This is a genomic window from Oryzicola mucosus, from assembly GCF_014534685.1.
Lineage (GTDB): Bacteria > Pseudomonadota > Alphaproteobacteria > Rhizobiales > Rhizobiaceae > Oryzicola > Oryzicola mucosus.
In genome coordinates, this window is record NZ_JACVVX010000005.1 from 46,795 (window position 1) to 66,923 (window position 20,129).

A 20,129-nucleotide genomic window follows, 5' to 3' on the forward strand; every position below is an offset into this window, starting at 1 on the left:
GCTTATCCCCTGTCTCTGAACCTGTTTGTGATCGGATAGCGACGATCGCGGCCGAAATTCTTGCGCGTGATCTTCACCCCCGGTGCTGCCTGGCGGCGCTTGTATTCGGCGATGTAGAGGAGATGTTCGATGCGATGCACAGTCGCCTCGTCATGGCCACGCGCTACGATCTCTTCCGTCCCCATCTCGCCCTCCACCAGGCATTCGAGGATATCGTCCAGCACCGGATAGGGCGGCAGAGAATCTTGGTCGGTCTGGTTCTCGCGCAACTCTGCCGAAGGCGCCTTGTCGATGATGTTGGTGGGGATGACGATTCCCGATGGGCCGAGCGCACCCGCAGGCACATTGGCGTTGCGCCAGCGCGACAGCGCGTAGACCTGCATCTTGTAGAGGTCCTTGATCGGATTGAATCCGCCATTCATGTCGCCATACAGCGTGGCGTAGCCCACCGACATCTCCGACTTGTTGCCGGTGGTCACCACCATCGACCCGAACTTGTTGGAAATCGCCATGAGGATGGTGCCGCGCGCGCGGCTCTGCAGATTTTCCTCGGTAATGCCCTGCTCGGTGCCTTCGAAAAGCGGCTCCAGCGCCTTCATGAAGCCGTCCACCGGCTCGAAGATCGGCACGATGTCGTAGCGGCAGCCCAGCGCCTTGGCGCAATCCTCGGCATCCTTGAACGAATCCTTGGAGGTGTAGCGGTATGGCATCATCACGGCCCGCAACCGCTCTTCGCCCAGGGCATCGACGGCAAGGGCCGCGCAGATCGCCGAATCGATGCCGCCCGACAGGCCGAGCACGACGTTCTTGAAACCGTTCTTGTTGACGTAGTCCCGCAGCCCGAGAAGACAGGCGCGATAGTCGGCCTCTTCCTTTTCAGGAATGCGCGACATTGGCCCGTCCGTGCAGTCCCAGCCATCAAAGTCTTCTGCTTGCGCGCCTTCGGCGGCGCGGCGGCGCTTCCAGGTGGTCAGCGCCACCGTCTCCTCGAACTGGCTCATTTGGAAAGCCAGCGACTTGTCGGCGGAAATCGCGAATGACGCGCCGTCGAAGACCAGTTCGTCCTGCCCGCCCAGCATGTTTGCGTAAAGCATCGGCAGTCCGGTCTCGATCACCTGCCTGATCGCGACCTGATGCCTTATGTCGACCTTGCCGCGATAATAGGGCGAGCCGTTGGGCACCAGCAGGATTTCCGCGCCGCTCTCGCTCAGCGTTTCGCAGACGCCGAGCTCGCCCCAGATGTCCTCGCAGATCGGGATGCCCAGCCGCACGCCACGATAGTTGACAGGTCCCGGCATGTCCGGGCCGGGCTGGAACACGCGCTTCTCGTCGAATTCGCCATAGTTTGGCAGATCGATCTTGTAGCGTTCGGCGATGACCTTGCCGCCATCGGCCACGATGACGGCGTTGTGGATCCCGCTCTTGCGCTTGAGCGGCACGCCAATAATGATCCCGGGACCGCCATCCGCCGTGTCGCTAGCGATGCTGTCGGCCGCATCCTCGCAGGCTTTCAGGAATGCCGGCTTGAGCACGAGGTCTTCGGGTGGATAGCCGGCCAGAAACAGTTCGGTGAACAAAACGAGATCCGCGCCCTGGCGCGCGGCATCCGCGCGCGCTTCCCGCGCCTTGGCAAGATTGCCGGCGATGTCGCCCACGGTCGGGTTGAGCTGGGCGACCGCGATGCGGAGGATATCAGGATCGGACTTTTTCATCATTTCTGGGGTTTAGCGCGAGGCCGGCGATGGAGCAACACGGTTCGTTTGTGCCACTGCGTTCCAGCGAATGTTCAGGCCTTCAGGATGTGATGGTTGGTACCATGCAGCCGTTTTGGTGGCTGTCTTGCAGGTCTCTCCGTATAAGGTAGCATCGCTGCGGGAGGGACGAGTTCATGGCCAAGACAGTAGAGGATCTTGCGGAACGCTGGTTGACCCGGCGCCCGGATAGTCTCAGCGAACTGGACCAGAAGGTGTTGCAGAGTGCAATCGATCGCCACGCGGTCACGCAGAACGTCAACGACCACCTCGATAAATCCGAGAGCAAGGGTCAACGGCTTGCCGATGTCATTGCGCGTGTTGGCGGCTCCTGGAGCTTCATCATCACGTTTCTGGTATTCCTGCTGATCTGGACGGTCGGAAACGTCTACCTTCTTGCCGGCGATGCCTTCGATCCCTATCCCTTCATTTTCCTCAACCTGATCCTCTCCATGCTCGCGGCGCTTCAGGCGCCGGTGATCATGATGTCGCAGAACCGCCAGGCCGAACGGGATCGTGTCGACGCTTCTCACGACTATGCGGTCAACCTGAAATCCGAGATTGAAATCATGGCCTTGCACGAAAAATTTGATGAGTTGCGGCGCCAGGAAATTATCGCAATGCGGGAGGAGTTCGCCAGAATAGCCGCGCAGCTCGACCGCATCGAAAAGCAGGGCGGGAAGACCAGCGCATGACCGACACGCTGCATTTCCTCATCGAGCGCTATGGTTTGATCGTCGTCTTCATCGGCTGCATCGCCGAAGGCGAAAGCGTCGCCATCATCGGCGGCTTTTTCGCTCACCAGCATGTGTTGCATACGGCGGCGGTCTATATCGCCGCTTTCATGGGTGCCTTTATCGGCGATACCGGATTCTTCGTGCTTGGCCGACGCTTTTCCGATCACCCGCGCGTGCTTGCGATGCGCGAACGCCCCGGCTTCAGCCATGCCTACGAGATGGTCAGGAAGCACCCGGACTTGTTCGTGCTGTCCAACCGTTTCATCTACGGCATGCGGCTGGTGGGCGGTGTCGCTGCCGGGCTCTCCGGCATCGCTGTCTGGCGTTTTTTGGTGTTCAACGCGGCGTCATCGGCTGCATGGGCGGCACTGTTTGTGACGCTCGGCTATTTCTTCGGCCTTGGCGCGGAACAGATCCTCGGCAAGGCGCTGCTGCGGCATGAAAAGCTGTTCATCGGTCTCGGTATCGGACTTGTCGTGGCTGTTATCGCGGCCATTGCGGCGCACAAGCTGGCGAAGCGCCAGAAGATTGCCTAGGCGGAGGTGAGCGCGTCGTCGCCGCGATCGAGCATCAGCGGGATGATCAGGTCTTCCTCATCAGTGAGATGCCGGGTCAGCATCGCCACCAGCCGCTCGTTCTCCAGGGCATAGGCATCGGCGGCGAAACGCTGTCGGTCTTCGCTCTCCTGCAGGGCGCGGATGAAGCCATTGGCGGTTTCGGCATTGCGTTCCAGCGCCTCGTGAATGCTGTGATGGTCGGCATCCAGAATCTCGAACCCGCGCTTAAGCCGGCTTTCGGCTCGGGCGAAGGCCGGGAAATAATGATGATCCTCGACATTGTGATGCCCATCCAAATCTCCCAGGAAGCGGTTGAGACGGGGTGCGAACCAGCGGGCGAAATCCGGAGCGCTCAGCCGTTCTTCCCGGTAGTCGGCTATGCCGCCGGTCAAGAGCGTGCCGAACTCGCGGAACATGTCGTGCCGCTGCAGCCAGAACGAAGCCATGCCGCCGATATTGTCGTGCTGCACCCACTCGCTGCGCGGATAGCGCGCCAAAAGCCATTTCAGATCGTCTGGTAGCCCAAGACGGCGCTCAAGCTCGGTTTTGACAGGGGCCATGCTTCTTCCGTTCATATCGGGCCGCCGACGATACGCTCGATGACAGCGATAGCCCAGACCGCGCCGGCAATCAGGATCGTGATCAGCACGGCCAGGGAACCGCAGTCCTTGGACAACTGGATCTCCGGATGGAACTCGCTGGAGACCGCGTCGCAGGCCGCTTCGATAGCCGTGTTCAGCACCTCTACCAACATCAGGAGCAGGATCACGCCGATGAGCAGGGCATAGCTGCGCCAGGAGGTGGCGACGAACCAGCCGACCGGAATCGCCGCCAGCAGCAGAACCACCTCCTGCTGGAACGCCGCTTCGCTGCCCAGCAACCTGCGAAACGCACGCGCCGAATTCCTGAACGCACCGATAAGCCTCAGCATTCGCAATCCTCGTCTCTCTGGGTGGCGAGCTTTAGCGCAAGATCGCCATACAGGAACAGACAGGAAGAGCTTTATTCATTCATGGCCATCCCGAAAATTTTCTACATGCCGGCCCACGCTTGTTCAGTTTCTTGCCGGTCGGGGTTGGCTTCGACCGTCCTATAGGCTATAGCGATTTTCCATCGTGTCTCCAGAAAGGGAGGTTTGCATGCCAGTACCCGCATCGTCTCCCATGGTTCAGACCGCGAAGTTTTATCGCGCCCTTTGAACCCCGCGCCTGACCGTCAGGCGCTCTGAACCGCGACACGATTTTTCCAACTTTGTCGCTTTCCGATCCTTCCCAAGGGATGACGCTGTTTTTTCGCGTCTTTGTTCGTCATGTCACGTTTTCGCTTTGTCTTGCGCGGTGGCGCATTCCGTTCCGTCCTCGGCTTCACGATGCAGCATTGGCAGTTGCAGCCGCTGCGCCTCACCTTCATCGTCGTCCTTGTTTTGACGTCCACGCTGGCCGACGTGCTCACGCCGCTCTATTCCGGGCGCCTGGTGGACGCCGTCGCCTCGGGAACGGCAAGCGATCCGGCAAACTGGAACAGCGCGCTCGCAGCGTTTGTAACGATGCTGCTGCTGTCGCTGTCGGCCGTCGTGGTGCGCCATCTGGCGTTCCAGGCGATCGTCACGCTGACGCTGCGGATGATGAAGGACATCGGTGCCGATGCCTTCCACCGCATCCAGCGCTTTTCGACCGACTGGCACGCCAACAGCTTCGCCGGCTCGACCGTTCGCAAGGTGACGCGCGGCATGTGGGCGCTCGACCTGCTCAACGACACGATCCTGATCGCGCTTCTGCCGTCCTTCGTGATGCTGATCGGCTCGACGCTGCTGTTGGGTTGGCACTGGCCGATGATGGGCCTGATCGTCGCGATAGGGTCGCTCGCCTATGTCGCGCTGACCGTCACCTTGTCCCTGGGCTATGTCGCGCCGGCCGCCAGCCTCGCCAATGCCTGGGACACCAAGCTCGGCGGCGCCATGGCCGATGCGGTCAGCTGCAGCGCGGTGGTCAAGGGCTTCGGCGCCGAGCATCGCGAGGATGCGCGGCTCGGCAAGGTCATCGACAAGTGGAGCAAACGCACGCGCCGCACATGGACGCGCGGCACCATAAACGGCACGGTTCAGGGCGTGACGCTGCTTGTCCTGCGCATGGCGGTGATCGGTTTCGCGCTGTTCCTCTGGTCGTCCGGCCAGGCGAGCGCGGGCGACATCACCTTCGTGCTGACATCGCTGTTCGTCCTGCAGGGCTATCTGCGCGATGTCGGCATGCACATCCGCAACCTCCAGCGTTCGGTGAACGACATGGAGGAACTGGTGGACCTGCATGCCCAGCATCTGGGCGTCGCCGACAAGCCTGGTGCAGCGGAGATCGATATTCGCGACGGGGCGATCGAGTTCCAGAATGTGACTTTCCATTACGGAAATCACCTTCAGCCGCTCTATCGCGACTTCTCGGTGTCGATCCCGGCAGGCCAGCGCGTCGGTCTCGTGGGTCATTCCGGATCGGGCAAGACGACCTTCGTCAAGCTCATCCAGAGGCTCTACGATGTCAGCGGTGGCCGGATCACGATCGACGGCCAAAACATCGCCGATGCCACGCAGTCCTCGCTGCGCTCGCAGGTCGCCATCGTGCAGCAGGAGCCCATCCTGTTCCACCGGTCGCTGGCGGAGAACATCGCCTATGGCCGGCCGGATGCGACGATGGCTCAGATCGAGCATGCCGCGAAGCTTGCCAGCGCGCATGACTTCATCATGCGGCTGCCCAAGGGCTACGCCACGCTGGTCGGCGAGCGGGGGGTGAAGCTGTCGGGCGGCGAGCGTCAGCGCGTCGCCATCGCGCGGGCGTTCCTCGCGGATGCGCCGATCCTGATTCTGGACGAGGCGACCTCGAGCCTGGATTCTGAATCGGAGGTGCTGATCCAGCAGGCTATGGAGCGGCTGATGGTCGGCCGCACCACGCTGGTCATCGCCCACCGCCTGTCGACGGTGCGGTCGCTCGACCGGCTTCTGGTCTTCGACCGTGGTCGTGTCGTGGAGGAGGGCACTCACGCCGAACTGGTGCGGCGCAATGGCGGCATCTACCGGCGCCTGTTCGAGCGGCAGGCGCTGGAATTGACCCAGGGCCTGGCCTGATTGCGGGCCTGAAAGAGGCGGCGGCGCGTCCGCCGCCTTTTTTTCGCTGCTTCCGGCTTTTATAGCCGGCCCGGGCTTTGGAAGCCTCCCTTGTCAACTGAGAAAGCATCGGCTACGGCCCGACCATGACAGTAACCGTTCGTTTCGCCCCGTCGCCCACCGGCCGCATCCATATCGGCAATGCCCGCACCGCTCTGTTCAACTGGCTGTTCGCGCTCAAAAACAAGGGCCGCTTCATCCAGCGCTTCGACGACACCGACGTCGAGCGGTCGAAGCAGGAATATGCCGACGGAATCCTCTACGACATCCACTGGCTGGGTATCTTCCCGGATGCCACCGAGTATCAATCCAGGCGTTTCGACCTTTATGCCGACGCGATGGAGCGGCTGAAGGCGGCGGGAGTGCTCTATCCCTGCTACGAGACGCCCGAAGAGCTCGACCTGCGCCGCAAGGTGCGGCGGACGCGCGGCCTGCCGCCCGTCTACGGCCGCGAAGCGCTCAAGCTCACCGCCGACGAGCGCGCGGAACTCGAAAGCGAGGGTCGCAAGCCGCATTGGCGCTTCCTGCTGCCCAATTTCACCGCCGACCCGTTCGAGACCGAGCGCACCGAGATCACCTGGAACGACCTCATTCGCGGCGAAGAGACCGTCGATCTCGCCTCGCTGTCGGATCCGGTTCTGGTTCGCGCCGACGGCACCTATCTCTACACGCTGCCTTCGGTGGTCGACGACATCGATATGGGCGTCAGCCACATCATCCGGGGCGACGATCATGTCACCAACACCGGCGTGCAGATCGCCTTGTTCAAGGCGCTGGGCGCCGAACCGCCGGTCTTCGGTCATCACAATCTTCTGACCACCACATCGGGCGAGGGACTGTCCAAGCGCACCGGTGCGCTCTCCATCGAAAGCCTGCGCAGCGAAGGCATCGAGCCGATGGCGGTCGCATCGCTGGCGGTTCTGGTCGGCACCTCCGAGAACGTCTCCGCAATGGCATCGATGGACGAGCTTGCGGAAAAGTTCGAGCCTGCTTCGACGTCGAAATCCGCCTCGAAATTCGACCCCGACGAACTCGTCGTGCTCAACAAGGCGCTGCTGCACGCCATGCCCTTCGAGGCGGTGCGTGACCGGCTTGCCGCACTCGGCATTTCGGACGAACGGGCGGAAGCCTTCTGGCTGGCCGTGCGCGGCAATCTCGAGAAAGTCTCGGATGCCGCCATCTGGTGGCGTATCCTGCGCGACGGACCTGACGAACTGCCGGCCCTGCCGATCGACGACCGCATCTTTCTGCGCGATGCCTTCGACTTGCTGCCGGAAGAGCCCTGGAACGGCTCTGTCTGGCGGGATTGGACCGGTAAGGTCAAGGAAGCCACCGGCCGCAAGGGCAAGGCGCTGTTCATGCCATTGAGGCTTGCGCTCACCGGGCGGGAGCAGGGGCCGGAGCTCGCCGATCTCCTGCCGCTTCTCGGTCGGGAAGGAACATTGGCCCGGCGCCCTTGATAGCGGGAGTCCCGATGCGAATTTCCGCCTGACGAGGTCAGGCGGTTTCGATGAGCGTCGCCTGCGCCTTATGCGCGGCTTCCGCCACTGCGAGCGCGGTCATGTTGACCACGCCGCGCGAGGTGACCGACGGGGTCAGGATATGAGCGGGCTTGTCTGTGCCGAGCAGGATCGGTCCGACATGCAGCGCATCCAGCATCGTCCGCAGCGCCGTCAATGTGATGTTGGCTGCGTCGAGGCTCGGAAACACCAGCAGATTGGCCTCGCCCGTCAGCCGCGAATGCGGATAGACCCGCTGGCGGAGCGCTTCAGACAGTGCGGAATCGGCATGCATTTCTCCGTCGCATTCCAGGTCGGGCACGCGGCTTGCGAGAATCTGGGCGGCCTTGCGCATCTTTTGCGCGCTTTCGGCATCGCGCGATCCGAAGTCGGAATAAGACAGAAGCGCTGCCTTGGGCTCGATGCCGAAGCGGCGGATTTCCTCGGCCGCGAGGATTGTCATCTCCGCGATTTCCTCGGCACTCGGATCGATCGTCACATAGGTGTCGGTCAGAAACAGCACGCCGCGCTGCGAGATCAGCATCGACAGGGTGGAGAGGTCGTGATCGGTAATATGCGGACGCGGGCCGATGATCAGGTTCACCTGCCGCAGATGCCGGGCGAAGCGGCCTTCGAGGCCGCAGATCATGGCCTCCGCCTCACCGCGTTTCACCGCGAGCGCAGCGATTACGGTGTTGTCGGTGCGCACCATGTTGCGGGCGGCTTCGGGCGTGACACCGCGTCGTCCGCCGAGTTCAATCAGCAGGTCGACATAGACGCGGTAGCGTGGATCGTCCTCCGGGTTGATGAAGTCGAAATCGGTGCCGCGCCGGATGCGCAGGCCATAGCGCTCGAGACGCGCATCGATGACCTGCGGGCGGCCGATCAGGATCGGTTGGGCGATGCCTTCCTCCAGCACCACCTGGGCCGCGCGCAGCACGCGCTCATCCTCGCCATCGGCATAGACGACGCGTTTCGCCGATGCCGCCTTCGCCGTCGAGAAGATCGGCTTCATGATCAGGCCGGAGCGGAACACGAATCGCGTCAGCTTTTCGACATAGGCCGCCATGTCGGCGATCGGGCGGTTTGCTACGCCGGTTTCACAGGCTGCCTTGGCGACGGCCGGCGCAATGCGCAGGATGAGGCGTGGGTCGAAGGGCGAGGGGATCAGGAAATCCGGCCCGAAGATTGGCGTCTCGCCCGAATAGGCTCGCGCGGCGACATCCGATGGTTCCTCGCGTGCAAGGGCTGCGATTGCGCGTACCGCCGCCATCTTCATGTCTTCGTTGATGGCGCGCGCGCCGCAGTCGAGCGCACCGCGGAAAATATACGGGAAGCAGAGGACGTTGTTGACCTGATTGGGAAAATCGGAGCGTCCGGTGCAGATCATCGCGTCGGGCCGCGCCGCACGCGCTGCCTCCGGCATGATCTCGGGATTTGGGTTGGCGAGCGCGAGGATCAGAGGCTTGTCGGCCATGAGATGCAGCAAGTCGGGCTTCAGTACACCCGCAGCCGACAGGCCGAGGAAGACGTCTGCGCCGCCGATCACATCGGCCAGCGTGCGCGCCTCGGTATCCTTGACGTAAGGGTCCTTCCAGCGGTCCATCTCGTCGACGCGGCCCTTATAGGCGACGCCGAAACGGTCGGTGACCCAGATGTTGCCGATCTCGGCGCCGAGCGAGACGAGCAGGTTGAGGCAGGCGAGAGCGGCCGCGCCGGCGCCGGAGGTCACGATCTTGACCTTGCTTATGTCCTTGCCGGCCAACTCCAGCGCGTTGAGGACGGCGGCGGCAACGATGATGGCTGTGCCGTGCTGGTCGTCATGGAACACCGGAATGCCCATGCGCGCCTTGAGCTGTTCCTCGACCTCGAAGCACTCGGGCGCTTTGATGTCCTCGAGATTGATGCCGCCGAAAGTCGGCTCCAGGGCTGCGACGGTTTCGACCATGCGGTGGATCTCGGGGGCGTCGATCTCGATGTCGAAGACGTCGATGCCGGCAAATTTCTTGAACAGGACGGCCTTGCCTTCCATCACCGGCTTGGAAGCGAGCGGTCCGATATTCCCGAGACCCAGGACGGCCGACCCGTTGGAGACGACGCCGACGAGGTTGGCTCGGGCCGTGTAATCGGCAGCGGTGTCCGGATCGTCGCGAATCGCAAGGCACGGCGCGGCGACGCCGGGCGAGTAGGCAAGAGCAAGGTCGCGCTGGTTGCCGAGCGGCTTCGTCGCCTGAATCTCCAGCTTTCCCGGAGTCGGGTATTTGTGGAAGAACAGAGCCGCCTCGTCGAAGTCGGCTTTCTTGTCTGTCTCGGGTGTATTCATCGCACGTATGTCCTTGTCCTGCCGGACCGGTCGGCAGCGGCCGACTTTTGTCCCAGAGCGCCTGAGCTATCAAGCGGTCTGGCGAGAGTTTGCGAAGCGTCGGGAGCCGCCGCGTCAGAATGCGCTCACATAGTGTCCGCCGTCGATGGGGATGTTCTGGCCGGTAAGGTATCCGGCATGAACCGAGCAGAAGAATGCGCAGATCTGGCCGAACTCCTCAGAGGTGCCGAGCCTGCCGGCGGGAATGTCCGCGCTGATCCGCTTCTTGCGCGCTTCGGCCTCCTCCGGTGTCTCGACGCTTCCCGGCTTGTGGGGGCCGCGCAGGCGGTCGGTGTCGATCTTCCCCGGCAGCAATTGGTTGATCGTCACGTTCTTGTCGGCGACGGTTCGGGCAACGCCGGCGAGGAAGGCGGTCAGGCCCGCGCGTGCGCCCGACGAAAGGTCGAGGCCCGGGATCGGCTGATAGACCGAGAGCGAGGTGATGTTGACGATCCTGCCGAAACGCCGCTCCGCCATGCCGTCGATGACGGCTTTGATCAGTTCGATCGGCGTCACCATGTTCTGGGTAACGCCCTGCAGGATTGCCGCGCGGTCGAGTTCGCGGAAATCGCGGAAGGGCGGGCCGCCATTGTTGTTGACCAATATGTCGGGCTGCGGACAGGCGGCGAGCAACGCTTCCTGGATCTCGGGTCGCGAGATATCGCCCGCGACCTCGTTCACGGCAACGCCATAGGTCTTGCGAAGCTCTTTCGCGGTCACCGCCAGCACTTCGGCGCTGCGCGCGTTCAGCGTCAGGTCGCAGCCGGCTTCCGCCAATGCCGCGGCACATCCCTTGCCGATGCCCTTGCTCGAGGCGCAGACGATCGCTTTTTTGCCGCGAATACCCAGGTCCATGATCACGCTCCCTTGTTTCCGCCGACCCTAACGAACAGGCATACGGACTGGCAACCTCGCACTGTCGAAGTCGTTTGAAATTATCCGTTGGACCAACGGCTTATCAGCCAAACCCATGCGTGATACAGCACCTTGAGGCGCAGGAATCGCGCCGTGAATCCGGGTCATGTCGCTTCCGCCGCTAACAGCCGAACAGATGGTCAGGCCGCGCGCTTTCGAGCTGCGGATGTCCTTCATCTATGCCGCCGGATTTCTCTCTGGCGGTATCCATTTGCCCTATCTTCCGCTGTGGCTTGAAGCCAATGGGCTCGGACCGGAGCAGATCGCCGTGATCCTGGGCGCCCCGATCTTCCTGCGCGGATTCACGACATCGCTGATCACCGCCTTCGCCGATCGTGCGAGGGATCGCGCCAATGTCATGATCGTCCTGGCCGGCGGGTCGCTTATCGTGTCGCTGGGCTATTTTCTCGATCATTCCTATCTGACGGTCCTGATCGTCTCGCTGCTGCTGGCGATCTTCATGACGCCGCATGCCACCGTCACCGATTCTCTGGCGCTGTCGGGCGTTCGGCGTTTCCGTTCGAATTACACCAGCATGCGGATTTGGGGCTCTATCGCCTATTTCTGCGCCAATTTCGTCGGCGGGCTCATCCTTGCCGTTGCCGGGGTTGGGTCGGTGCCGATCATGATTTCGTTGACATTTGTCGCATGGCTCGCCGCGACTTTGTTCGCACCCCGGCTGGGGCCGCCGCGAAAAGCCATGCCTGTGCCCGATGTCTCTTTGCAAAAGGTTGACGACGCCCTGTTCGAGCCGCGTTTGCTGCTGCTGGTCATCGCGGCCGGCCTTATCGTCGGCAGCCACGGCTTTCTCTATGCCTTCAGCTCGATCTACTGGAGGTCGATCGGTCTAAGCTCTCCCATGATCGGCGCGCTCTGGACCTCGGCGGTGGTCGCGGAAGTGGGCATGTTTCTCGCGTTCAACCGTGTCTTCGGGCGGCGCAGCGTTGGAATGATGCTTGCGGTGTCGGCGGCCATGTCGATTGTGCGCTGGTGCCTTTATCCGCTCGTCCTTCCGCTCGGCCTGGGCACTGTCGGCTTCTTCCTCGCCCAGTCGCTGCATGCCTTCACCGTTGGCCTGATGCTCATCAGCTTGCAGAAACTGATCGCTGAGAGCATCGCCGAAGAGAAGACGGGCAGGGCGCAGGCCGTCGCGTATTTCGCCAATGGCATGGCGATGGCCGCTGTCACGCTCATCTCCGGCCCGCTCTACCAGCGTTTCGAGCAGAACGGCTTTTATGTCATGGCAGGGGTGTCAGCCATCGCGCTGGGGATGGTGCTTTACAGCCGACGCTATCCCCACAAAGCCGGCAAGGGCGGATAGACCAGGGACCCCTCGTAACGAAGCCCGGGCTCCCGGTCCCGCGCCAGAAGCAGCGGCCCGTCGAGATCGACGAATTCCGCATCTTGCGCAAGAAGCACAGCCGGCGCCATGGCGAGCGAAGTGCCGACCATGCAGCCGACCATGATCTGAAATCCGAGTTCGCGCGCCCTTTTATGCAGGACAAGCGCTTCGGTGAGGCCGCCTGTCTTGTCCAGCTTGATGTTCACCGCATCGTAGCGGCCGACCAGCGCCTCCAGCGTCGCGCTGTCATGAACGCTCTCGTCTGCGCAGATCGGCACCGGATGCGGGATTTCGCCCAGCATTGCATCGGAGCCGGCAGGCAGCGGCTGCTCGATCAGCGCGACGCCCAGTTCGGCCGCAGCCTGCACGTTTTCCATCAACGTCTCAGCCGTCCATCCCTCGTTCGCGTCCAGGATGATTCGGGCATTGGGCGCCGCTTGGGAAACGGCGCGGATGCGCTCGATGTCTTCCGCGCCGCCGCCAATCTTGACCTTCAGCAGAGGACGGGATGCGTTGTCGCGTGCCTGCGCTGCCATCGTCTCCGGTGCGCCCAACGAAAGCGTATATGCCGTGGTGAGCGGCCTCAGTGCACCCAGGCCCGCAAGGTCCTGAACGCTTTTGCCCGTCATCTTGGCTTCGAGGTCCCAGAGTGCGCAGTCGACGGCGTTGCGCGCCGCGCCCGCAGGCATGAGCCTCAGCAACTCCTGTCTCGTCGCGCCCTGACAAATTGCCTCGCTGGCCGACGCCAGGCTCTGCCGAACGCTGTCCAGGGTCTCGCCATAGCGGCGATAGGGAACACATTCGCCCCGGCCCGAAAAGCCGTCTTGCGTGATGGTGCAGGCCAGAACCTCGGCTTCGGTCTTGGAACCGCGCGAGATCGTAAACGTTCCTGCGATTGGAAAGCGCTCCGCTTCGACCGAAATGCAACGCGCCATAATTATTCGCTCCTTTCAACCCGGCTGGGTTGCGAGCTAAATCGACACCTCGCACCGGGCAGTTTAAGAGTGAATCATGTTGACCATCGGCAAGCGTGACGCAAGCGGCGCGGGCGCATCTGAAAGCAATCACCGTCCCGCCGTCACGGCGGAAGAGCGCGATGGTGTGCTCGAATGCGCTTTTACCGGCATCTGGACCACGCGCACCGTCTCGCTGGTGGATGCCGATATGCGTGGCATCGAGGCTGGTAATACCGGCAAACGCGTCAATCTCGACCTCGCCGGCATCGAGAAGATGGATACGGCCGGCGCCTGGCTGATCGACCGCATGGCCCAGTCGATGGAAACCAAGGGCGCCGAGATCACCATTTCCGGCAAGAGCGAGGTCGCCGACATCCTGTTGAACGCCATTGCCGAGGCGACGCGCGGCGGCGAACAGAAGATCGAGGACGTTCAGCCCAACCTGCTCATCCGTTTCTTGGAAGCCATCGGCCGCGGCGTCTACGAGATGCGCGACGATTTTCTCGCCGCCATGAATATTCTGGGCTCGACCATCAGCGGCGCGCAGATGAAGCTTGGCCGCGGCTATTCCATCAATCCCGCTGCGATCTTCAACCAGATCGACCGCATGGGCGTCGGCGCCATTCCCGTGGTCACGCTGATGTCGGCCATCGTCGGCGCGATTGTGGCGCAGCAGGGCGCCTTCCAGCTCTCCTATTTCGGCGCCGATATCTTCGTCGTCGATCTCGTCGGCGTGCTCGTCCTGCGCGAAATGGGCGTGCTGCTCACCGCGATCATGATTGCCGGCCGCTCCGGCAGCGCCATCACCGCCGAGATCGGCTCGATGAAGATGCGTGAGGAGATCGACGCGCTGAAGGTAATCGGCCTCAACCCGATCGGCGTGCTGGTCTTTCCGCGTCTCGTGGCGCTGATGGTGGCGCTGCCATGCCTTACCATCCTGGCCAATTTCGCAGCCCTTGGCGGCGGCATGGTCACGACATGGGCCTATTCGGACATTCCGCCCGCGGCATTTCTGGACCGGCTGCAAACCGCCATCGACTTCAGCACGCTCGCCGCAGGCCTCATCAAGGCGCCGTTCATGGCCTTGATCATCGGCACCATCGCGTCGGTGGAGGGCATGAAGGTCGGCGGCAGCGCGGAATCGCTGGGCAAGCAGGTCACAAGCTCCGTGGTCAAATCCATCTTCGTCGTCATCGTTCTCGACGGCTTGTTCGCCATGTTCTACGCGGCTATCGACTTCTGACATGACGGACACCCTCGAAGCCATCAGAGAACTGGACGCCACCGACGCCGAGAGCGACGAGATCGTGCTGTCGGCCCGTGATGTCACCGTCGCGTTCGGCGACAAGGTCATTCTCGACAAACTGTCGCTCGACATCACGCGCGGCGAGATCCTCGGCTTCGTGGGCGCGTCGGGCGCCGGCAAGTCGGTCCTCCTGCGCACGGTGCTCGGCCTGAACAAGAAGCAGTCGGGAACGATCAAGCTGTTCGGCATCGACACCGACAAGGCGAGCGATACCGACAGGCTCAAGATCGACATGCGGCTCGGCGTTCTCTTCCAGCACGGCGCGCTGTTTTCCGCGCTGACCGTTCTGGAAAACGTCCAGGTGCCGATGCGCGAATATCTCGACATGCCGAAACAGCTGATGGACGAGCTGGCCTTGCTCAAGATCGAGCTGGTCGGGCTTCCCGCCGATGCGGCGCAGAAATTTCCGTCCGAATTGTCGGGCGGCATGATCAAGCGCGCAGCCCTTGCCCGGGCGCTGGCGCTCGACCCCGACATCGTTTTCCTCGACGAGCCGACCTCCGGCCTCGACCCCATCGGAGCGGCCGACTTCGACGAACTCGTCGCCAAGCTCCGCGATACGATGGGGCTGACCGTGTATATGGTGACCCACGACCTCGACAGCCTGTTCTCCGTCTGCGACCGTGTCGCGGTGCTGGGCAAGAAAAAGGTGCTGGTGGAGGGGACGATCGAAGACATGCTCAAGAGCGAAGAACCTTGGGTGAAATCCTATTTTCGCGGAAAACGCGCGCGCCAGCTCGATCTTTCTGGACGCGAGAAGGCCTGATTGAACGATGGAAACACGCGCCAACTACGTCATCGTCGGTATCTTCACGCTGGTCGCCGTGCTCGCCGCCTTCGGCTTCGTCTATTGGAGCGCGGCGATCGGCGACCGCGGCGAGATCACGCAATTGCGGATCAGGATCCCGGGTTCGGCATCGGGCCTCGGCCGCGGCAGCTTCGTGATGTTCAACGGCGTGAAGGTCGGCGACGTGCGCCGTGTCTATATCGATGTCAACAACCCCGCAGTGGCGATTGCCGACACCGAGGTCGACGCCTCGACGCCGATCACCAAATCGACCCAGGCCGATATCGGCCTCGCCGGCCTCACCGGCCAGGCGAATATCGAGATGAAGGGGGCCAGCACCAACGAGCCCAACCTGCTCGCCGAGGCCGAGGCCAACGGCACCATCGCCGAGATCACCGCCAACCCCTCGGCGGTCACGAACCTGCTGCAGATGGCGCAGAACATCTTCACCCGCGCCGACAATGTGGTCACGCAGCTGGAGAGCTTCACCACCGACGTGCGCGGTCCGCTGACCGAAACGGCCAAGAACGCGCAGACCTTCTCCGATGCCTTGGCCCGCAATGCCGACGGAATCGACAAGTTTCTCGCCAGCGTCAGCGCGCTTTCAGAGGAACTCGCCGGCGTTTCCGGCAAGCTGGACGGTACGCTCAGCGCGGCCGAGGATATCCTGAATGCCGTGGACAAGGACAAGATCGCGTCGATCGTCACCAATGTCGACGCCTTCACGCAGGAGCTGAGCCAGTCGAGCCAGCAGCTGCAGGACATCATGACCGGCGTCAACCGGACGGTTGCGACGGTCAACCAGTTCGCGCAGCAATCGCAGCAGACGCTCGCCAAGGTCGACGGCATTCTCGACGGCGTGGACGCAAACACGGTGCGCGATTCGCTCAACAGCATTCGCGAGGCCAGCGAAGGCGCCAACAAGGCCGTCGCCGATGTCAGCAAGGTGACCGAGAAGATCGGCGACCGCGCCGACGATGTCGACCAGATCATCTCCGACGCGCAGCAACTGGCCGGCCGGCTCAACCAGGCCTCGACGCGGGTCGACGGCATCCTGGTCAAGGTCGACAATCTGCTCGGCTCGGGGCAGGCGGACGGGCTGATCGCCGATGCGCGCTCGACCTTGCTGGCATACAAGCAGGTCGCCGATACGCTGAACTCGCGCATGGCGACGATCACAGACGGGCTGGCGCGCTTCTCCGGCCAGGGGCTGCGCGACGTCGAGGCGCTGGTGCAGGACAGCCGGCGTTCGATCACACGCATCGAAAACGCGATTTCGGACCTGGAACGCAATCCGCAGCGGATCATTACCGGCGGTGACGGCGCGGTTCGCGAATATGACGGGCGGGCACGCCGTTGAGTGGGGGGACAGCCTTGACCATGACAGATGACGAGCATGCCGCCACTGCGCGGCAGCTGAGGCGCGGGGGATATCGGGTGAAGCGTTTTGCCGTTCTTGCCTTGCTGGCGGCCGGATTGTCGGGCTGCGCGCTGCTGCCCGGCGGGGGGCCGGCGCCGCTCGACACCTATGAGCTGACCGCACCCCGCCTCGACGCCACCAGCCAGCGCAGCCGCCGGCAGATTCTCATCGCCGAACCTTCCGCGCTCAAGGCGCTCGATGGCGAGCGGATCGTCATCCGCTCCGCGCCCGGCTCGATCGAATATCTCTCCGGTGCGCAATGGGCCGACCGGCTGCCGCGCATCGTCCAGGCCCGGCTTGCCGAGACGTTCCAGCGCTCCGGCCGCTTCTCCGGCGTGGGCCTGCCCGGCGACGGGCTGGCGATCGACTATCAGGTCATCACCGAACTGCGCACCTTCGGCGTCGATGTCCGGGGCGGCACGCATGCCCAGGTCGAGCTGTTCGTGCGCATCCTCGACGACCGCAACGGCACGGTTCGCGCCTCCCGCCTGTTCACCGCAAGCGCGCCTGTCGGCGGCACCTCGAACAATGCCTATGTCGCGGCCATCGACACGGCGTTCGGCACCGCATCGGCCGAAATCGTCGCCTGGACCGACGGGCTGATCTGAGGGCAGGCATAGAGCGACCCCGGCTGACGTTTGACGGGGCGTTCGTCCTTCGAGGCTCGCCCTTCGAGGATTTTGACCCGATCTGCAGCGTCTTGCAGGCTCGCGCCTCGGGATGAGGGCGGTCGGCGCGGTTTTGGGAGTGCGGTGGTGAGCCGTTGAACCGCCCGCTCCGCATCTCCCGGATTTGTCCAACTCCGCTGAAACTTTGCTGACAGAAACGTCGGACCGCGCACAATCGGCCAACGGTTTTGGCGCGCGCAGGCGTGGCTGCGCGGCAGCGGACACAGCTGTTCTGTCGAGACGACGGCCGGTCATGAACTGTCGGGGTGCTCCAGCGTCCACAGCGCCAGGCCGTGCACATCGTCCAGCGTGCGGTCGACCTCGCGGGCATGGCGCAAGCCCCGTGCCCGCAAGCCCGGCGGCGGCCCGCCGCGCAGCGGCGACAGGCGATGAAACGCCCCACGCCGCCGCCGTTGCCGCCAGCGCACGAAGCGTCGGGCCTGGCGCGGCAGGTCGTCGAGCGCGCGGCCAAGCGCCGCGAGCCTGAGCCGCAGGCGGTCGGCATCGAGCGGATCGTCTGGCTCCGGCACCGGTCGGGCCGGGACAAGCGAGGGCGCGTCAAGCCCAAAACCGAAGCCGCGAATGCGCGGCACGACGGTCGGGCGCGACGGCTTGTGACGGGGCAGGCGCAGCGGATCGAGCAGCGGCAACGCCATGGACTGGGGCGCGGGGCGGGGCGGCAGGGCTCCTTTCGGCATCACGATGCCGGTGCCGCCGGGCGCGCGCAGGAAGGCGGAATGTTGCTGCGAAGGTCCAAGACGCGGGCGCGGCGGTGGCACGATCATGCCGCGCGCGGCGAGAATGATCAGCCGCCGCGCTGCCGCCTCTGCGGGACGCAGCAGCCGGAGAATGGCGCGATGCAGATGGCGCGGCAGGGTGTTTTGGCCAACATCAATGCCGGCGGCACGTTGGCTTTCGCCAACCGTAACCGTCATGCCGGCCATGGCGACGAGCAGGGCGAGCAGGCGCTTGAGCGCTGCCTGATGCTTGTCGATCGCCCCTGCCCAATCCATCGCCGCCTCCTTTCGTTTGTTCGACGCGGTGGGAGTGTAGAGCGGGGGGTGGGGAGTGTGGATAAACTTTTGCGATTTGGCACTCTTCCTTCTCCCCTTGCGGGAGAAGGTGTCGCCCTCGGACTTGCGCAGCAAGGACGAGATCAGGCGACGGATGAGGGGTGCTGGACGGAGCGAGAGGCTGGAGAGTATCCGCCGCCAGCCTTTCGGTTCATCACCCGTCCTCCATCGCCTCGTTTCTTCCAACACCCCTCATCCGCCCCTTCGGGGCACCTTCTCCCGCAAGGGGAGAAGGGGGGCGCCCCTTTCTGCCTTCGCAGGTGTATCTCGTAAGTCACGGAATGGATTCCCGGGTTTCCGCTTTCGCTGCGCTCGGCTCCACCCGAGAATGACGAAGGCGCGGGGGTGGCAGATGTCAATCGCCAGCGTCGGAGCTTGGCCGAGCCAACCCCACCTTCGTCATTCCTGGGCAAGCGAGGCGAAGCCGAGTGCGACCCGGGAATCCATTCCGTGACGCGTCAGACACGCGACGAAGGCAGAACAAGGCGCCCGCTATATCCCCCCACCAAGAGGGAGATAAGGCCGGCATCGACGTCGCCGATTCTTGCGGGAAATGAACTCGGTCTGCGATACCATCAACGCATTCGTACGAGACAGGAATTTGCAGCCTTGGCGGTAGTGCGCCGTCAGCGCCGACGTCCCCTTCTCCCCTTGCGGGAGAAGGTGCCCCGAAGGGGAGGATGAGGGGTGCTGGAAGAAACGAGGCGGCGATGGGAGGAAGGGGAAGCTTGGGTTAGCGCGGGCAATCTCAAGACGCTCACTCCGTCCATCACCCCTCATCCGACCTCGCTCTCGCTGCGCTCGGCTCGGCCACCTTCTCCCGCAAGGGGAGAAGGCAGGGTGCCAAGCTTGGGACGGTCAGAGCTTATCCATACGCCAAAGTTATTTCCGTTTTCGTTGATACCGCAGATTCGAACCCTGCGGCTTCAGCCACTCAGGAAAGACATAGTCGGATTCTCTAAAGTCTCCTGCGCTCAGTCTTTTTCGTTGCTCGTCTTTGGCATCTCGACCTCGCCTCAGTTGATGCAACAAATTAAATGCAGCGTCATTACCTATCTCGAGCAGAGCGAGATCGCCCTCGCGATAATCCATGCAGATAGGGCGCAGCACTTCATGAATGGCAACTATTGCAGCCGTCACTCCAAGCCTCGTAGCCGGCTCAAGTGGGGGAGAAATTTCAGTATATCTGCCAAGATCATTGTGCGCGATGAAACGGTTTCGCCAGTCTCTGCTGAATTGCGAAGCCGATATTGCATCCGAGACAGCTTCAACCACGGCCTCCTTACAGCTCGACCGAACCAAAAATGGCAATCGCTGAACGGTAAGGTTCTCCTTTTTTCCGCTTTGGGGAGGGTCGGTTAGTCTACATATGCCAAGTAAAACATGATTGAAAAATATATCCTGGACATTTCGGAAGAAGTATCCGCCCGATTCGTTCAGAAGTGAAATACGCTCCTTATTGCCATAAAGCGTTTCATATTGATCCCAAACAGAACTTAAGTGCCAAGTCTCTTGGAGTAAGTGATGGAAAATGACACCAAGTTCATCGCCCATCACTTTTTTATAGTCAGCAAGCGCTTCAGAACTAGTGCGCTCAGTCAACGC

Annotated in this window: 17 protein-coding genes; 9 read left to right on the forward strand and 8 right to left on the reverse strand. The window is 62.8% G+C overall.

All coding sequences use genetic code 11. From position 1 onward, the window contains the following. Positions 1-2: 2 nt before the first annotated feature. Positions 3-1,715 (reverse strand): NAD+ synthase, encoded by a 1,713-nt coding sequence (locus ICI42_RS16095; protein WP_188165623.1) that lies wholly within the window; start codon positions 1,713-1,715, stop codon positions 3-5. Between the two features lie 173 nt (positions 1,716-1,888). Between ICI42_RS16095 and ICI42_RS16100 the strand changes: the two genes are divergently transcribed. Beyond that, positions 1,889-2,446, forward strand: coding sequence for a DUF1003 domain-containing protein (locus ICI42_RS16100; RefSeq protein ID WP_188165624.1), 558 nt, complete (start codon positions 1,889-1,891; stop codon positions 2,444-2,446). Continuing rightward, positions 2,443-3,024 carry a DedA family protein gene (locus tag ICI42_RS16105; RefSeq protein ID WP_188165625.1) on the forward strand — a complete coding sequence of 194 codons (582 nt, stop codon included), beginning with the start codon at positions 2,443-2,445 and terminating at the stop codon, positions 3,022-3,024. Before ICI42_RS16100 ends, ICI42_RS16105 begins: the two co-directional genes overlap by 4 nt. Here the strand turns inward: ICI42_RS16105 and ICI42_RS16110 are convergent. Continuing rightward, on the reverse strand, positions 3,021-3,605 hold the full coding sequence (locus tag ICI42_RS16110; protein WP_188165626.1) for a hemerythrin domain-containing protein: 585 nt from the start codon (positions 3,603-3,605) through the stop codon (positions 3,021-3,023). The two genes, ICI42_RS16105 and ICI42_RS16110, sit on opposite strands and share 4 nt — an antisense overlap. An 11-nt stretch (positions 3,606-3,616) precedes the next feature. Then, on the reverse strand, positions 3,617-3,976 hold the full coding sequence (locus tag ICI42_RS16115; protein WP_188165627.1) for a diacylglycerol kinase: 360 nt from the start codon (positions 3,974-3,976) through the stop codon (positions 3,617-3,619). Between the two features lie 378 nt (positions 3,977-4,354). On the opposite strand from ICI42_RS16115, the gene ICI42_RS16120 reads away from it, so the two are divergent. Both ICI42_RS16120 and gltX read left to right on the forward strand, forming a co-directional pair. After that, complete coding sequence (locus ICI42_RS16120) at positions 4,355-6,157, forward strand: ABC transporter ATP-binding protein (protein WP_188165628.1); 1,803 nt, start codon at positions 4,355-4,357, stop codon at positions 6,155-6,157. A gap of 125 nt (positions 6,158-6,282) precedes the next feature. After that, positions 6,283-7,656 carry a glutamate--tRNA ligase gene (gltX, locus tag ICI42_RS16125; protein WP_188165629.1) on the forward strand — a complete coding sequence of 458 codons (1,374 nt, stop codon included), beginning with the start codon at positions 6,283-6,285 and terminating at the stop codon, positions 7,654-7,656. Positions 7,657-7,693: 37 nt separating this feature from the next. Here gltX and ICI42_RS16130 read toward each other — a convergent pair whose 3' ends face one another. Both ICI42_RS16130 and ICI42_RS16135 read right to left on the reverse strand, forming a co-directional pair. After that, a complete protein-coding gene (locus tag ICI42_RS16130) occupies positions 7,694-10,018 on the reverse strand; it encodes an NADP-dependent malic enzyme (RefSeq protein ID WP_188165630.1) in 2,325 nt (774 codons plus the stop codon). 114 nt (positions 10,019-10,132) lie between these two features. Further along, positions 10,133-10,912, reverse strand: coding sequence for an SDR family oxidoreductase (locus ICI42_RS16135; RefSeq protein WP_188165631.1), 780 nt, complete (start codon positions 10,910-10,912; stop codon positions 10,133-10,135). A 166-nt stretch (positions 10,913-11,078) separates the two neighbouring features. Between ICI42_RS16135 and ICI42_RS16140 the strand changes: the two genes are divergently transcribed. After that, on the forward strand, positions 11,079-12,293 hold the full coding sequence (locus tag ICI42_RS16140; RefSeq protein WP_188165632.1) for an MFS transporter: 1,215 nt from the start codon (positions 11,079-11,081) through the stop codon (positions 12,291-12,293). Here the strand turns inward: ICI42_RS16140 and dgcA are convergent. After that, positions 12,263-13,249: an N-acetyl-D-Glu racemase DgcA gene (gene dgcA / locus ICI42_RS16145; RefSeq protein ID WP_188165633.1), complete on the reverse strand. Its 987-nt coding sequence runs from the start codon at positions 13,247-13,249 to the stop codon at positions 12,263-12,265. The two genes, ICI42_RS16140 and dgcA, sit on opposite strands and share 31 nt — an antisense overlap. A 76-nt stretch (positions 13,250-13,325) precedes the next feature. On the opposite strand from dgcA, the gene ICI42_RS16150 reads away from it, so the two are divergent. The 4 genes from ICI42_RS16150 to ICI42_RS16165 are packed head-to-tail and all read left to right on the forward strand — an operon-like array spanning position 13,326 to position 17,391. Beyond that, complete coding sequence (locus tag ICI42_RS16150; RefSeq protein ID WP_188165634.1) at positions 13,326-14,513, forward strand: MlaE family ABC transporter permease; 1,188 nt, start codon at positions 13,326-13,328, stop codon at positions 14,511-14,513. A gap of 1 nt (position 14,514) precedes the next feature. Further along, positions 14,515-15,342 carry an ABC transporter ATP-binding protein gene (locus ICI42_RS16155; RefSeq protein WP_188165635.1) on the forward strand — a complete coding sequence of 276 codons (828 nt, stop codon included), beginning with the start codon at positions 14,515-14,517 and terminating at the stop codon, positions 15,340-15,342. A 7-nt stretch (positions 15,343-15,349) separates the two neighbouring features. Then, positions 15,350-16,723, forward strand: a complete 1,374-nt coding sequence (locus ICI42_RS16160) for an MlaD family protein (protein WP_188165636.1) — start codon at positions 15,350-15,352, stop codon at positions 16,721-16,723. A 20-nt stretch (positions 16,724-16,743) separates the two neighbouring features. Continuing rightward, entirely contained in the window at positions 16,744-17,391 is a 648-nt protein-coding gene (locus ICI42_RS16165; RefSeq protein ID WP_188165909.1) for an ABC-type transport auxiliary lipoprotein family protein, read from the forward strand. A 311-nt stretch (positions 17,392-17,702) separates the two neighbouring features. Here the strand turns inward: ICI42_RS16165 and ICI42_RS16170 are convergent, their stop codons facing one another. Both ICI42_RS16170 and ICI42_RS16175 read right to left on the reverse strand, forming a co-directional pair. Next, positions 17,703-18,464 (reverse strand): hypothetical protein, encoded by a 762-nt coding sequence (locus tag ICI42_RS16170; protein WP_188165637.1) that lies wholly within the window; start codon positions 18,462-18,464, stop codon positions 17,703-17,705. Between the two features lie 942 nt (positions 18,465-19,406). Continuing rightward, positions 19,407-20,126 carry an AbiU2 domain-containing protein gene (locus ICI42_RS16175; RefSeq protein WP_188165638.1) on the reverse strand — a complete coding sequence of 240 codons (720 nt, stop codon included), beginning with the start codon at positions 20,124-20,126 and terminating at the stop codon, positions 19,407-19,409. Positions 20,127-20,129 lie beyond the last annotated feature (3 nt).

Excerpts from the sequence above, each read along its gene's own strand:
- ICI42_RS16095 (WP_188165623.1), bottom strand. The coding sequence starts at position 1,715 with ATGATGAAAAAGTCCGATCCTGATATCCTCCGCATCGCGGTCGCCCAG.
- ICI42_RS16100 (WP_188165624.1), top strand. The coding sequence starts at position 1,889 with ATGGCCAAGACAGTAGAGGATCTTGCGGAACGCTGGTTGACCCGGCGC.
- ICI42_RS16105 (WP_188165625.1), top strand. The coding sequence starts at position 2,443 with ATGACCGACACGCTGCATTTCCTCATCGAGCGCTATGGTTTGATCGTC.
- ICI42_RS16110 (WP_188165626.1), bottom strand. The coding sequence starts at position 3,605 with ATGGCCCCTGTCAAAACCGAGCTTGAGCGCCGTCTTGGGCTACCAGAC.
- ICI42_RS16115 (WP_188165627.1), bottom strand. The coding sequence starts at position 3,976 with ATGCTGAGGCTTATCGGTGCGTTCAGGAATTCGGCGCGTGCGTTTCGC.
- ICI42_RS16120 (WP_188165628.1), top strand. The coding sequence starts at position 4,355 with ATGTCACGTTTTCGCTTTGTCTTGCGCGGTGGCGCATTCCGTTCCGTC.
- gltX (WP_188165629.1), top strand. The coding sequence starts at position 6,283 with ATGACAGTAACCGTTCGTTTCGCCCCGTCGCCCACCGGCCGCATCCAT.
- ICI42_RS16130 (WP_188165630.1), bottom strand. The coding sequence starts at position 10,018 with ATGAATACACCCGAGACAGACAAGAAAGCCGACTTCGACGAGGCGGCT.
- ICI42_RS16135 (WP_188165631.1), bottom strand. The coding sequence starts at position 10,912 with ATGGACCTGGGTATTCGCGGCAAAAAAGCGATCGTCTGCGCCTCGAGC.
- ICI42_RS16140 (WP_188165632.1), top strand. The coding sequence starts at position 11,079 with ATGTCGCTTCCGCCGCTAACAGCCGAACAGATGGTCAGGCCGCGCGCT.
- dgcA (WP_188165633.1), bottom strand. The coding sequence starts at position 13,249 with ATGGCGCGTTGCATTTCGGTCGAAGCGGAGCGCTTTCCAATCGCAGGA.
- ICI42_RS16150 (WP_188165634.1), top strand. The coding sequence starts at position 13,326 with ATGTTGACCATCGGCAAGCGTGACGCAAGCGGCGCGGGCGCATCTGAA.
- ICI42_RS16155 (WP_188165635.1), top strand. The coding sequence starts at position 14,515 with ATGACGGACACCCTCGAAGCCATCAGAGAACTGGACGCCACCGACGCC.
- ICI42_RS16160 (WP_188165636.1), top strand. The coding sequence starts at position 15,350 with ATGGAAACACGCGCCAACTACGTCATCGTCGGTATCTTCACGCTGGTC.
- ICI42_RS16165 (WP_188165909.1), top strand. The coding sequence starts at position 16,744 with ATGACAGATGACGAGCATGCCGCCACTGCGCGGCAGCTGAGGCGCGGG.
- ICI42_RS16170 (WP_188165637.1), bottom strand. The coding sequence starts at position 18,464 with ATGGATTGGGCAGGGGCGATCGACAAGCATCAGGCAGCGCTCAAGCGC.